The organism is Acinetobacter sp. ANC 5378, from assembly GCF_013004315.1.
Taxonomy (GTDB): domain Bacteria; phylum Pseudomonadota; class Gammaproteobacteria; order Pseudomonadales; family Moraxellaceae; genus Acinetobacter.
Genome location: NZ_JABERK010000005.1, coordinates 118,161 through 132,036 on the forward strand (window position 1 = coordinate 118,161; position 13,876 = coordinate 132,036).

A 13,876-nucleotide genomic window follows, 5' to 3' on the forward strand; every position below is an offset into this window, starting at 1 on the left:
CATATATAGCCCGTTTTTTTATATCAGCTTGTTTAAGCAGTGGCTTTAATGACTTCTGCAATAGACTCAGCGACATAATCAATATTATTTAAATTTAGACCGGCTGCACACATACGACCACTGCGAACGAGATAGATACCATATTGATCTTTTAAGATATCAACCTGTTCAGCCGTTAAGCCTGTGTAGCTAAACATACCTTGCTGTTTGACCAGATAACTAAAGTCACGTTCAGGCAAAGCTTGGCTTAATTTCTCATTCAAAATTTGACGCATTTTAATAATACGTTCGCGCATTTCTTTCAGTTCAGCTTCCCACTGTGCAGTCAGATCAGCATCATTCAGAACATTATCCACCAACAAGGCACCTGTAGTTGGAGGGCTTGAGTAAATACGACGTACAGTGGCTTTTAACTGACCCAATACTTTTTGTGCAGTAGCTTGATCATCACAAACAAAAGTTAAGCCACCCACACGCTCACCATAGAGTGAGAAAATTTTAGAGAATGAATTGCTAATAATAAAATTCATGCCTGCTTGATCTAAAGCACGAATGGCATAAGCATCTTGTTCTAAACCTTGGCCAAAACCTTGGTAGGCAATATCCAGGAAAGGAATCAGATCCTGTTTTTTTAATACTTCAATTACTTGATCCCATTCAGCAGCTGTTAAATCTGCACCTGTCGGGTTATGGCAACATGGGTGTAACAGCACAATGCTTTTTGCCGGAAGCTGGCTTAATTTTTCCAGCATGGCTGGCACATTAACACCATTGGTCACTGCATCAAAATAAGGATAGAAATGCGAGTGAATACCAGCCCCATTAAAGATGGCAATATGATTTTCCCACGTTGGTTGACTGACCCAAACATCAGATTCCGGAAAATATTTTTTAAGAAAATCGGCACCCACTTTAAGTGCGCCAGAACCGCCCAAAGTTTGAATCGTTACCGCACGACCATCACAACGGGCTGGACTATCTTGACCTAAAACAAGGGCTTGAGTAGCCTGATTATAAGACTTCAAACCATCCATAGGTAAATAGAGCTTGACCTGATAATTGCTCGCTTCAATATTTTTATAGGCGGCTTTAATGGCATTTAATTGAGGAACAATATTATCTTCGTTGTAATAAAGTCCAATACTTAGATTAACTTTATGAGAGCGTTGGTCTTTTCCAAACTCTTCCATAAGAGAAAGAATTGGATCACCTGCATAACTATCAACATGTTGGAACATGAATACATCCTTCGTTATATGTGGTAAACACATCAAGCCTTCGGTATAGAACGCATTTTATCTTTTAATGCCAATGGATGGTCTTTTATTTTTATAGAAACTGCCCAGCAGGATTCAGATATTAAAAAATTGATCTAAAAAATGTAAAAATAAAAAACGATGAAATTGAAGTTTGATGGCCAAGCTTTATTTTTAAACAATATATAAGTAAAAGTTGACTAATTTATGTATTTTTATTTTATATAAAATTCTTGTCAAATTGATGAATACAGCGTATTTTAATTTTGAGACACATACTTTTTTGAAGAAATAAAGATGTTAAAGCAACCAGTCATCTCAAACGCACGTTATTATTTTTGGCAATTTAGATAATTGCCTGAACGCGTTCGGGCAAGAAATGGTTGCCCACCAAGTTAATACCTGATCGGCAACCCTGATCAGGTTTTTTTATGCTTTATTTTTTATATATTTTGGAGTTAGCGCATGAAAACATTAAATTACTCATATTTTAGCAACTCTTATTGGTTTTACTTTAGTCAAACGATGACTCTTGCCTTGCAATCCATTAGACCCATAACGCTCAAATAAAAGATTGGACTGAAAAAAGTCCCCAGGAAAGACCAATGAATGCTTTAAATACTGCTTTACAACAAACGCAAACAACTGCAAAAGAAACCACTTTAAGTTTGCCTGATCAATTGAAGGCACAATTTCCTTTATCTGCAAAACTGGCTCAACAAATTGCCGAGCAGCGTCAAACCATTCAAAATATTCTAGATGGCAAAGATCATCGTTTGATGGTGGTGACCGGTCCATGTTCAATTCATGATCCCATTTCTGCACTTGAATATGCTGAAAAACTACAACAATTACAAAGCCAAGTATCAGATCAGATTTTTCTGGTGATGCGCACCTATATTGAAAAACCACGTACCACGATTGGTTGGAAAGGTTTTTTATATGACCCAAATTTAGATGGTTCATCCAACATGCAATTGGGTTTGGAAAAATCACGTGAGTTATATCTGCAAATTATAGAAATGGGTTTGCCGATTGCATCGGAAATTTTAAGCCCGATGGCAACCGCATATTTCGATGATTTACTGGCTTGGGGTGCAATTGGTGCACGTACCAGCGAATCGCAAATTCACCGTGAAATTTCAAGCCACATGCCTTACAGCATTGGTTTCAAAAATGGCACGGATGGTTCAATTCAAATTGCGCTTGATGCCATTCAATCGGCTTCACATCCACATGAATTCTTAGGAATGAGCCAATCAGGATTGCCTTGTATTTTAGAATCACAAGGCAATCGAAAAGCGCATTTGATTTTACGCGGTGCAAATTCGGGTCCTAATTACCAATTGGCTGAAATCGAGAACATTAAAGAAAAAGCTAAAGGTGAATTGCCGGCCTTGGTGATTGATTGCAGTCATGGTAATAGTCACAAAAATCCCTTATTGCAACCTGAAGTTTTACGTACCATTGTAGATGAACATCTACAAAGCAATGTTCGTGGCGTGATGCTAGAAAGCTATCTGGTTGATGGCCAGCAAAAGATTTCATGTGAGATGACCTATGGTCAATCTGTGACTGATGGCTGTTTAGGTTGGGATAAAACCCAGCAACTTTTATTGGATGTTGCAGATTCATTGCGTATTACTCAATTAAAACGTAGTGCTTAATATTTTTAAAAAGCATGATTATTTTCTAATAAAGCCCCGTTGATCGGGGCTTTATTGTTTCTTATAAGCACATTTATGTTGTCTGTTTAAATTTAGAACAATGCTTTGTTGATGCTCTATACATTTTTTATTAATTCTTTTAACTGCTTGGAATTAACAAATTTGAGTCATATCGCTTCTTTAGGCACAATAATTGAAATTGATACTCAGTAATAACTAATTGTTTAATAAATACAATTTAATATAGATATTGCTGAGTACTTGAAATAATTTTAAATGGGGAAAAATATGTATAGTGCGGAATTATTGGAAGAAGCGCGTAAAATAATATTTCATATGCTGACTAAAGTGGTGGAATATGGCGGCTCGGACTTATTTATTTCAGCCGATTTTCCACCCAGCATTAAACATCAAGGCTTAATGAAACCAATTGGGCAACAGACATTAACTGCAGATAAGACAAAATTATTTGCCTACAGTTTAATGAATGAAAAACAACGCCAGGAATTTGAAAAAGAACTCGAATGTAATTTTGCCATTAGCGTTCCCGATGTTTCACGCTTCCGGATTAATGTATTTCAACAACAGTTACAAGTCGGCATGGTGATTCGAACCATTACCGCGGAAATTCCAAATTTCACCAAGTTAAAACTGCCTGAAACATTAAAAGACGTAATGATGGCAAAACGCGGGTTGATCCTTGTCGTTGGAGCTACTGGTTCAGGTAAATCCACGTCTTTAGCAGCAATGATTGATCATCGTAATGAAAATTCAGCCGGGCATATCATTACCGTTGAAGATCCGGTGGAATATGTCCATAAGCATAAGAAATCGATGGTGACTCACCGTGAAGTGGGTGTAGATAGCCACTCATGGCACAATGCCTTGAAAAATACCTTGCGTCAGGCACCCGATGTAATTTTGATTGGTGAAATCCGTGATACCGAAACCATGGAACATGCGATTGCTTTTGCGGAAACCGGGCATTTATGTTTAGGAACGCTACACGCCAATAATGCCAACCAGGCGCTTGATCGAATCATTAACTTTTTCCCGGAAGAACGAAAAAATCAATTGCTGATGGACTTGTCTTCCAATATGAAAGCGATTATTTCCCAGCGTCTGGTGCGAACTCAAGATGGCAGTGGTCGTCGTGCTGCCATTGAAATTTTGCTGAATACTCCCTTGATTGGCGATATTATTTTGAAAGGCCAATTGCATGAAATCAAAGAAATCATGAAAAAATCCCGTGAATTGGGCATGCAAACTTTCGATCAGGCCTTATTTGATTTGTATAATGAAGGTGCGATTAGTTATGAAGAAGCCTTGCGTAATGCAGATTCCATGAATGAGTTGCGTTTACAGATCAAGTTAAAAAGTCCTAGAGATGATCAATCTGTATCTGGTTCAGCATCATCATTTAGCATGATGCAGGAAAGTAATCCTGAAGAAAGTGAAACCAAGGAGATGAACCAAGCTTAGTTGAGGAATATTTTAATATTATAAAGTGAAACTATAAAAAATATGCATCATCCAATTTTAGGCTGATGCATATTTCTATTAGATGAGTCTGGTTTGAAGTTTTTTTATGCTGCTGTATGTTTACGATCTACAAATAATTTATAAAAAACCAAACTTAATGCCGTGATCAATGCACAGAGCAGATAGGCAAAGCTGTAGCCCTGATGAGCAATCACCACACCCAGCAAGATTGAACCAATCGCAATACCGATGTCATAACAGGTGAAGAAGGTTGAGGTTGCATGCCCAATTCGATCTTTTGGTAAATGCTGAATGGAAATGGTTTGCAAGCAGGGTTGAGCTGAACCAAAGCCCATACCGACAAATACCGCTGCAATCATCAATCCAGTCACGCTATTGATTTGGCTTAAAACAATCAGCCCAATGGAAAATAGCGCAATAGCAGGGTAAACCACATAATTTGGCCCTTTACGATCATAAATTTTCCCGGTGATGGGTCGCAAGCTCATCATGGAAATCGCAAAGATGACAAAGAATAAACTTGCATAAGACAGTAAATTTTTTGATTCTGCAAATGTCGAAATGAAGGACATGATACTGGCATAAGAAAAAGAGACGATCATGGCCATAATAGAAATGGGCAAGGCTTTCTTTTCAACAAAATCATGAACAGATAATTTACGTTTAACGGTTTCAACTTGGCTTTTTATGCTTTCTTGAATTGGAATCAGGAAGCAAAATGCAAAGCCTACGCAGATAATTCCGGCTAAAATTGCTGCAACCATTTGATAAGACAGTGGCTGAATCAAGCTAAGACCAATTAAAGGACCCAGTACAATCCCCAAGTTGACTGACATGACAAAATATCCCATGCCTTCACCCTTACGGTTTGCAGGAATAAAGTCATTGGCAATCGGAACGGTAACCGTGGTTAAAATACTAAACCAGATACCATGTAACAGGCGGATGACTAAAAGAAAAGTCAGATTATCTGCAAAAATATAGGCAAATGAAAAAAGACAGAACAAAGTTTCTGAAATATAAAGCGCTTTTTTTCGACCAATTTTCTCGATAATTAAACCACTAAAGGGGCGAACGGCAATCGATGAGGCCATAAATAGCGTCATGGCTAAACCCGCTTGCGCTAAAGTTCCATCTAATTCATTTACAATATAAATTGGTAAAATTGTAGTTTGTGCAAAATAAAATATAAACAAAAATAGATTATTGGCGAGACATAGAATAAAGGACTTATTCCATAACTGTTGTGTATTTACTGGAGTCATGATTTACCTAAATTTATAAGAAAAAGACGACTAAAGAGGCTTATCGAGGTCACTATTTTTTAGTTATAAATCATTTTTTGTAATTGAAGATAAGTCAGATCATCGTTGGATGGGATTAATTCTAGAAGAATATGGCTAAAAAGTACAGCATTGTAATAATGTAATATAACAATTTAAGCAATATTGGTGTTTTTATTGGTGCTTAATATCATATTGTGATTTTTAAGTAATTTTTTAAAATTAAAATTACCTGAAATAAAAAAATCAGCCCGAAAGACTGATTTTTTTATTTAAAACAGGATTATAAACCTGCTTCATATTCACTGCTTGAAAGTAACTTTTCGACATCCGCCATATTGTTTGGCTTGATTTTATAAATCCAGCCCTTGCCATACGGATCATCATTGACAAAGTCTGGATCATCTTCAAGCGCTGGATTCACTTCAACCACTTCGCCTGAAACAGGTGCATGAATATCAGAAGCTGTTTTAACCGATTCCACCACACCGGCTTGTTCACCAGCGGTGATTTGCTGGCCTACTTCTGGCGCTTCCACATAGACCAAATCCCCTAAAGCATCCTGTGCATGGTCGGAAATACCGGTAACAACCAGATCACCTTCAATTTTGACCCATTCGTGCGTACTGGCGTACTTTAATTCTGAAGGGTGATTCATTGATGACTCCTTTAAAATATTCAAATCATTTTTGCCATGTTTTATACAGGTTTTTTGATAAAAACAAAAGTTTATAAATAGGGATCTTTGCGCCAATTGCTTGGACTGCGGCCACTCCAACGCTTAAAAGCACGACTAAAATTGGCCACATCACTATAGCCCAGTTCATCTGCAATTAGCTCTAAGGTGTAATCGGTTCGGGAAAGCAGCGAGGTTGCATGACGATAACGCACTTCATCGACCAAGGTAGAAAAAGAGGTTCCTTCGGCAGCCAGTTGGCGTTTTAAAGTACGATCGGACATATGCAATCGATCCGCGACATTTTCGATGCTTAAATAATGTTGTTCTGAATTGGTCAAAATATCACGCACCCGCATGGCCAAACGTCGACGTTCACCTAATGCTGAGAGTTCAGCTTCACATTGGTTAATCGCAATCTGGCTGGCAAGCGGGTCAGCATTGACCATTTTTAAACTCAGGTATTTTTTATCAAAGCTAGACAATAAATGGGGTTGTTCAAAACGGAAAGTATGCGATGGAAATTTTGCCATATAGCGTTCAAAACCGGGCGGTTTTGGGAAATCGAAATCAATCTCGCCAGATAATTTATCACAGCCAGTCAAGGCTTTTGCCATGGTGATAATACCGAAAGTCAAGGCAATGGCAATTTCAGTTCTTAAAGGCTCAATCTCAAAATCACATTGCAATTGCAGCGTAGCTTTGTCACCAAAGGTAGAAAAATAAAGCTGTAAAAAGGGCAACCGTAGCTGTATAAAACGGTTGGCCAAGACCAAGGCATCGCTAATATCGTGCGCAGTCATAATGGCATAGCCAATAAAACCATGAATGGAAATTCGCATTTGGGTACCCAAATGAAAACCCAGCGTCGGTTCACCGGTTAAACGTAATGCATGTTTAACCAGTTCATTTGCAACAGGCGTTGGAATACGAAAATTTGGCTCCGCCAACTGCTCGCTGCTTAAATGAAAAGGGGTAAACAATGCTTCTGCATTGTAGCCCCAACGTGACACCACATCTAAAAGGAGCAGACCGTAAACTCCGGGTATTCCTTGATCTTGTCTTGGAGAAATCGTTTTCATGCGCTATCCATTGCACTTTAGTCGTTTTTTCTATTTGTTAATTTTTCATATTGGCATGAAAAGAAACAGCATCCTATTAAAATTGTTCGACAACTTGTTCAAAGCCATCAATTAAACAGGTTTAAATTCCTTTTTAAAAACCACAATTTTCGTTGTAGAGATAAGCAGCAGATCATTATTTTGATTCAATGCCTGAGTAACATAGCTCACTATAGCGCGGTCAGTTTTGGTTTTTGATGGCGTAATCGCAACAATTTCAACTTCAACATGAACTTTATCGCCAGGGCGAGTTGGTCGTGGCCAGCGCAGGTTGGATTCCGAGCCAATCAGGCCGTAAGCGACAGGAAAACATTCTGTCCATAAACGCATGGTCACTGCACAAGTGTGCCAGCCACTGGCTGCAATCCCTTGAAAAACAGGATGCTCTTTAGCTTGATCTTCATCGGTATGGAAAACTTGCGGATCATACGCATGCGCAAATTGCTTGATTTCTTCCAAGGTCATTTCATATTCACGACTGATGAAACGATCACCGATTTTTATATCTTCTAAATACAGCATTAATGCGCTTCCTTTTTCTTCAATGCTTGTTGTTCTATCAAAAAACTGCCGGTCTGTCTTTGCCACAAATGCGCATAAATACCATTCAGGGCAACAAGTTCATCATGCGTGCCTTGTTCCACAATTTTCCCTTCATCCAGTACAATTAAACGATCCATCTGGGCAATGGTCGACAGACGATGGGCAATCGCAATGACAGTTTTACCTTTCATTAAATCATCTAGACTGGATTGAATTGCAGCTTCAACTTCGGAGTCTAAAGCACTGGTCGCTTCATCTAAAATCAAGATTGGCGCATCTTTTAAAAATACCCGTGCAATCGCCACGCGTTGACGTTGTCCACCCGAGAGTTTGACACCACGTTCACCCACATAGGCTTCATAACCCGTTTTACCACGCAAGTCGGTAAGTTGCGGAATAAAATCTTCTGCTTTGGCTTTGCGAACAGCTTCAAACATTTCTTCATCGCTTGCATGTGGGCGACCATATTTAATATTTTCAGCCACAGTGCGGTGCAATAAAGAGGTATCTTGCGTCACCAAGGCAATGCTTTTACGCAAACTATCCTGAGTCACATCTGCAATGTTTTGACCGTCGATCGAAATACGACCTTGGTTCAGGGTATAAAAATGCAATAACAGTTGAATTAGGGTCGATTTACCTGCGCCGGAACGGCCAACAATGCCAATTTTTTCACCCGGTTTGATGGTTAAATTTAAATGATCAATGATATTTTTATTGTTATAGGCAAAACACACATCTTCAAATTTGATTTCACCGTGTTGTACCTGTAAGGGCTGAGCATCTTTTTTGTCTTGAATGCTAATCGGGCGACCCATGGTTTTCATGCCGTCCTGAATGGTACCGACATTTTCAAATAGTGCGGAAGATTGCCACATCATAAATTCAGCAATACTGTTGAGTTTTAAGATCATCGCGGTAGTCGCAGCAATAATACCCAGCTGAGCTTGTCCATTGATCCAGAGCCAAATCGCTGTTCCTAAAACACCGACATATAAAACCACACTAAGTAAATTAATGCTGATTTCATACCGAACCCCTAAGCGCATTTGCTTATAAACCGTGATCATAAAGCCTTGCATGGATTCTTTGGCATACTGACTTTCACGACCCGCATGGGCAAACAGTTTTACGGTTTGAATATTGGTATAGGCATCCGTTACACGACCGGTCATTACCGCACGTGCATCAGCCTGTTTATTGGAAATTTTGCTTAAGCGTGGAATGAAATAGCAGGCAGCAGTAATAAACAGCACCAACCACAGCATAAGTGGCAAAATCAGCAGAGGGGAAATTGCGCCCAGAACAAAACTGATGGTGACAAAGTAAATCAGCACATAAGCCAGCATGTCACCCAAAATCACCCAGAACTCACGTACCGCAAGCGAAGTTTGCATGACTTTGGCAGATAAACGGCCGGCAAAATCATTATGGAAAAAATCCAGACTTTGCAGCAAAAGCAGGTTGTGAAAACGCCAACGCAGGCGCATCGGGAAGGAACTGTATAAAATTTGATGCTTGATAATCGATTGCATGCTGGCGAATAAAATATTGGCCAGCAAAATACAGGTCAAAAGGGTCAAATTTTGCGTATGCTCAGCTAAAAATGTTTCAGGTTGGCTCTTGCTCAACCAGTTGACCAAATCGCCAATTTTTGAATAAAGAATGGCTTCAAAGCTTGCAGCGCCTGCGGTACATAACACCAGCAACAGCAAATACCGGCGAACGCCTTTTGCAGCTTGCCAGACAAAAGGGAAAAAGCGCGTTGGAAGTGGTTCGTTTAAACCTTTGGTGGGATAAGGATCAACCAGTTTTTCAAACCACTGCAACATATAACATTCTCTTTAATTTAAAACTTAAACTGATGGATCATTTTGTTCTGCTACCGGTGCTGAAACAGCGGCAAATTGCTTAAAATCTGCGCCAGAAGGAGCCTGATACACTTTCAAACCAAATTCTGGAATAATTGCAATCAGGTGATCAAAGATATCTGATTGTATCGCTTCATAATCTTTCCATACAGTGGTATTTGTAAAAGCATAAATCTCCAGCGGCAAACCTTCACTAGTTGGTTGTAATTGGCGAATAATTAAAGACTGATTTTGTGCGATGCCGGGATGCTGTTTTAAGTAAAACTCGATATAAGCACGAAATGTTCCTAAATTGGTTAAACGGCGCTGATTATAGGAAGCCTGATTCGACAATTGCTGATTGAAGCTTTCCAGTTCATTATGTTTGGTATTTAAGTATTGATCGAGCAATAAAAACTCTTTAAGTTTTTGCTGTTCATGCTCTGTCATAAAATGCACGCTACTCTGATCAATATAGATTGATCGCTTGATACGGCGCACACCGGCAGCAGCCATGCCACGCCAGTTTTTAAAGGTATCCGTCACCAGTTTGTTGGTCGGAATGGTGGTAAAAGTCTTGTCAAAGTTCTGCACGGTAATGGTATGTAATGACATATCAATGACATCACCATCTGCATTCAGGGTCGGCATTTCAATCCAGTCGCCAACCCGCACCATGTCATAAGATGAAATCTGCACTGAAGCAACTAAAGACAGAATGGTATTTTGGAACACCAACATCAGCACTGCCGCCATGGCACCAAAGCCTGCGAGCAAGGTAAAGACATCTTTTTCTAGGAACGTGCCTAAAATCATCAAGCCACAGACAATAAAGATAATCAGCTTAACCAGCTGTAAATAGCCTTTAATCGGCTTATTTTTTGATTTTGGATTACGTTGATAAATCAGATTGAAAATGCTTAAAAATTCACTGATGGCCAGTGCCAGAGTCAGGAAAATAAAGGCTTGCGCGCCCATTTGAACAAAAGTGACTATTTTTTCTGAAAGGTGCGGAACTGTCACGATGCCATTCATAATCACAATCGCAGGCACGATGTTGGAAATACGGCGGATAACATTATGTTCAGCAAAAATACTCGAATTCGCCGACTTCATCTTGGAGACAAGCTTGCGAATACCCCGAACCACCACCTGCTTGGCAATAAAATTTGCAAGAACTGCCAGGAAAATCAAGATACTTAAAGAGGTCAGCATCTCCAACCATGGATATTGATCTGACCAATCTTGAATATTCTGGATAAAAGCAAAATGCTGCAAAACTGCACCCTCAATATAGAAAATTAAAAATTCTTTATAGTTTATATAGTTATGTTTTAATCATCGCTAAAGATAACGTTTTAGCTACATGAACCCAAACTGAATTAACGACTTTGTGTCATGTTGAGATCAGGCAGCGAGTATTTTTGGAATTTTATTCCATCTTGTTTTTAATTTTGGAACGATGCCAATACCCATATTGACATCGCTATTTTTAATTACAGATAAAAAGATAAGCTGAACTTACCACATCAAATCATCAGGGATCACATAAGCTGCGTATGGATCTTCTTCATCGGTGATTTGTTCATTCTTTTCAGAATTATTGACAATAATGAAGCCTTCCATTTTGTCATTAATACGATCTGCCAAAGCTTTAGGCAAAACGGCATAACTTTCGCTTTCTTTGGCAATCACCAATGAACCTGAAACCAGCGCATTATAAATTTGCTGATTCAGATAAATCTTTTTGATTTTGCTGTCATCAATAAATTGATAAGCCACTTCGCCATCGATGTCGCGAATTTTGTGCTGATTGATCATCTGGATAATGGCAGCTTTTAATTCTTTGCCTTGCAGCAGACGTTTTTTCTCTAAATCCAGGGCTTGGTCTTTCGCGAGTTTCTCTTGCTTATCTTGCGCAATTTTCGCTTTCAATTCGGCTTCGTTGCTTTGTCCAGTACGTTGCTCATGAACCGCCTGTTTAGACAGTTTTTTAGCCTTTTTATTATCGACTAAACCGGCTTTTAGCAATTGAGCCTGTAATGCATTTTTGACCATAATAAATTCCGAAACTACTCTTGACTACGTCGATAACGAAAATAAATAACCCAATATACGGCGCTAAGCATCCAGCTTAACAGCGCAGGGACAAGGAATGAATTTAATTTTAAATAAGGATAAATCATGCTGGCAACTAAGCCGCCCATGAAAAAGCCAAATAAAATGGCTAAATGGAGAATAATCCGTCTGCGATCTACATCTAAGCCACGTAAGCGATAACCTAACGCTAAACCCAAATCGGTCAAAACACCAGACAAATGGGTGGTTCGGATAATTGCACCTTTGTAATGGCTGATCATGGCATTTTGCACCCCCATCGCTGCACACGCCCAAAGCAGGGCATAACGGGGGAAATAGGGCAGTAGAAACCAGCACAGACCAATAAAAAAAGCCACCAAGCTTAAAGGATAACCATAACGGCGTCCTAAGCTAAAGTGGCTATTTCCCAGTATCAATCCGCTATAACAGGAGCCGATCACATAACATAGGACAACCAAGCTCAAGTAGAGGATCTGTTCAGGATGCCAATGCAGCAAAGCCATGGCCAACATGCTGACATTACCGGTCATATGTGAAACGGACTGATGTAATACGGTAATCAGTCCGAGGACGTTAATCATTCCTGCATTCATTGCAAGAAAAAAAGCACCTAATTGAACCCAAAGCGGTAAAGTTTGAAGAGGCATGACGTCATAAAAAAATCTTAATAATGACTATCTTAATCTAAACCGCGGTCAACAGCAGCAGTAAATAGCACATCTGTAGAAGAATTTAATGCAGTTTCAGTCGAATCTTGCAAAACACTGATGACCATACCAATGGCAACCACTTGCATGGCGATATCTGAACTGATGCCAAACAGGCCACACGCGACAGGAATCAGCAGTAAAGAACCACCGGCAACACCCGATGCACCACAAGCAGAAACGGTTGCAAGCACAGATAAAACCAGCATGGTGGTGAAATCAACCGAAATACCCAAAGTATTGACCGTGGCTAAGGTAAGAATGGTAATGGTGACTGCGGCACCCGCCATGTTAATCGTTGCACCGAGCGGAATAGCTACACTCGCGGTAGATTCGCTCACGCCTAAACGTTTGGCTAAATCCAGGTTCACTGGAATATTTGCAGCCGAACTACGGGTAAAGAATGCGGTAATCCCGCTTTCACGTAGACATTGTAAAACCAGCGGATAGGGGTTTGCACGGGTAACAAATGCCACCATGATTGGGTTAACCACCAATGCCACAAAAAACATGGTGCCAATCAGCACAGCCAATAATTGTGCATAGCTTTCAAACGTACTTAACCCGGCTTCTGCAACGGTGACAGCAACCAGACCAAAAATACCAACAGGGGCAAAATTAATCACCAGACGAATCACTGTATTTACGGCATTTGCAGCATCGGTGAGCAGCACTTTTGTAGTGTCATTGGCATGACGGAATGCAGCACCCAAAGCAACAGCCCAAGCCAAAATACCAATAAAGTTCGCTTCACTAATCGCCACAACAGGGTTAGCCACAAAACTTAAAAGAAGATTCTTTAAGATTTCAATCAGGCTACCTGGCGGTTGCAAGTCTGTGTTTGCAGGGATATCCAGAAACAAGGTACTTGGAAAAATGATACTGGCAATTACTGCACTTAATGCAGCCAATAACATCCCAACACTATACATCACCATAATCGGTTTGATTTTAGCGCTATGTCCGACTTTAAAATTCGCAATAGACGATAAAACCAACACAAAAACCAATATAGGTGCAACAGATTTAAGAGCTTTAATAAACAAGTCACCCAACAGGCTTAAATAGGGAGCCACATTAGGGAACAAAACAGCAACACCAATACCTAAAATAATGGCGATAATAATTCGGGAGACTAAACTCAAACGCATTAAAGCAGAGAACATAAGG

The 13,876-nt window shown here is 39.6% G+C and carries 12 protein-coding genes; 2 read left to right on the forward strand and 10 right to left on the reverse strand.

Going from position 1 to position 13,876, the window contains the following annotated elements:
• Positions 1-32: 32 nt before the first annotated feature.
• Complete coding sequence (locus HLH16_RS01350) at positions 33-1,238, reverse strand: amino acid aminotransferase (protein ID WP_171527932.1); 1,206 nt, start codon at positions 1,236-1,238, stop codon at positions 33-35.
• 623 nt (positions 1,239-1,861) lie between these two features.
• Here HLH16_RS01350 and HLH16_RS01355 point away from each other — a divergent pair.
• The gene (locus HLH16_RS01355) at positions 1,862-2,923 is read left to right on the forward strand and encodes a 3-deoxy-7-phosphoheptulonate synthase (protein WP_171527933.1); all 1,062 of its coding nucleotides are present in this window, start codon (positions 1,862-1,864) and stop codon (positions 2,921-2,923) included.
• Positions 2,924-3,211: 288 nt separating this feature from the next.
• On the forward strand, positions 3,212-4,405 hold the full coding sequence (locus HLH16_RS01360; RefSeq protein ID WP_171527934.1) for a PilT/PilU family type 4a pilus ATPase: 1,194 nt from the start codon (positions 3,212-3,214) through the stop codon (positions 4,403-4,405).
• Between the two features lie 104 nt (positions 4,406-4,509).
• Here the strand turns inward: HLH16_RS01360 and HLH16_RS01365 are convergent, their stop codons facing one another.
• The 9 genes from HLH16_RS01365 to sstT all read right to left on the reverse strand — a co-directional run bounded on the left by HLH16_RS01365 (position 4,510) and on the right by sstT (position 13,872).
• The gene (locus HLH16_RS01365) at positions 4,510-5,691 is read right to left on the reverse strand and encodes an MFS transporter (RefSeq protein WP_171527935.1); all 1,182 of its coding nucleotides are present in this window, start codon (positions 5,689-5,691) and stop codon (positions 4,510-4,512) included.
• A 301-nt stretch (positions 5,692-5,992) separates the two neighbouring features.
• Positions 5,993-6,367 carry a glycine cleavage system protein GcvH gene (gcvH, locus tag HLH16_RS01370; protein ID WP_171527936.1) on the reverse strand — a complete coding sequence of 125 codons (375 nt, stop codon included), beginning with the start codon at positions 6,365-6,367 and terminating at the stop codon, positions 5,993-5,995.
• 71 nt (positions 6,368-6,438) lie between these two features.
• A complete protein-coding gene (locus HLH16_RS01375) occupies positions 6,439-7,467 on the reverse strand; it encodes a helix-turn-helix transcriptional regulator (RefSeq protein WP_171527937.1) in 1,029 nt (342 codons plus the stop codon).
• A gap of 111 nt (positions 7,468-7,578) precedes the next feature.
• On the reverse strand, positions 7,579-8,028 hold the full coding sequence (locus tag HLH16_RS01380; RefSeq protein ID WP_171527938.1) for a MaoC family dehydratase: 450 nt from the start codon (positions 8,026-8,028) through the stop codon (positions 7,579-7,581).
• A complete protein-coding gene (locus HLH16_RS01385) occupies positions 8,028-9,881 on the reverse strand; it encodes an ABC transporter ATP-binding protein (RefSeq protein WP_171527939.1) in 1,854 nt (617 codons plus the stop codon). The genes HLH16_RS01380 and HLH16_RS01385 overlap by 1 nt, the downstream gene beginning before the upstream one ends.
• Positions 9,882-9,905: 24 nt before the next feature.
• Complete coding sequence (locus tag HLH16_RS01390) at positions 9,906-11,177, reverse strand: mechanosensitive ion channel family protein (protein ID WP_171527940.1); 1,272 nt, start codon at positions 11,175-11,177, stop codon at positions 9,906-9,908.
• Positions 11,178-11,420: 243 nt separating this feature from the next.
• A complete protein-coding gene (locus tag HLH16_RS01395) occupies positions 11,421-11,957 on the reverse strand; it encodes a DUF2058 domain-containing protein (RefSeq protein ID WP_171527941.1) in 537 nt (178 codons plus the stop codon).
• A gap of 14 nt (positions 11,958-11,971) precedes the next feature.
• Positions 11,972-12,646 carry a YoaK family protein gene (locus HLH16_RS01400; RefSeq protein WP_171527942.1) on the reverse strand — a complete coding sequence of 225 codons (675 nt, stop codon included), beginning with the start codon at positions 12,644-12,646 and terminating at the stop codon, positions 11,972-11,974.
• A 32-nt stretch (positions 12,647-12,678) separates the two neighbouring features.
• Positions 12,679-13,872, reverse strand: coding sequence for a serine/threonine transporter SstT (gene sstT, locus HLH16_RS01405; protein ID WP_131287185.1), 1,194 nt, complete (start codon positions 13,870-13,872; stop codon positions 12,679-12,681).
• Positions 13,873-13,876: the final 4 nt, after the last annotated feature.

Coding starts and splice junctions, on each gene's coding strand:
- HLH16_RS01380 (WP_171527938.1), bottom strand. CDS start 8,028: ATGCTGTATTTAGAAGATATAAAAATCGGTGATCGTTTCATCAGTCGT.
- HLH16_RS01355 (WP_171527933.1), top strand. CDS start 1,862: ATGAATGCTTTAAATACTGCTTTACAACAAACGCAAACAACTGCAAAA.
- HLH16_RS01360 (WP_171527934.1), top strand. CDS start 3,212: ATGTATAGTGCGGAATTATTGGAAGAAGCGCGTAAAATAATATTTCAT.
- HLH16_RS01395 (WP_171527941.1), bottom strand. CDS start 11,957: ATGGTCAAAAATGCATTACAGGCTCAATTGCTAAAAGCCGGTTTAGTC.
- HLH16_RS01365 (WP_171527935.1), bottom strand. CDS start 5,691: ATGACTCCAGTAAATACACAACAGTTATGGAATAAGTCCTTTATTCTA.
- sstT (WP_131287185.1), bottom strand. CDS start 13,872: ATGTTCTCTGCTTTAATGCGTTTGAGTTTAGTCTCCCGAATTATTATC.
- gcvH (WP_171527936.1), bottom strand. CDS start 6,367: ATGAATCACCCTTCAGAATTAAAGTACGCCAGTACGCACGAATGGGTC.
- HLH16_RS01350 (WP_171527932.1), bottom strand. CDS start 1,238: ATGTTCCAACATGTTGATAGTTATGCAGGTGATCCAATTCTTTCTCTT.
- HLH16_RS01375 (WP_171527937.1), bottom strand. CDS start 7,467: ATGAAAACGATTTCTCCAAGACAAGATCAAGGAATACCCGGAGTTTAC.
- HLH16_RS01400 (WP_171527942.1), bottom strand. CDS start 12,646: ATGCCTCTTCAAACTTTACCGCTTTGGGTTCAATTAGGTGCTTTTTTT.
- HLH16_RS01385 (WP_171527939.1), bottom strand. CDS start 9,881: ATGTTGCAGTGGTTTGAAAAACTGGTTGATCCTTATCCCACCAAAGGT.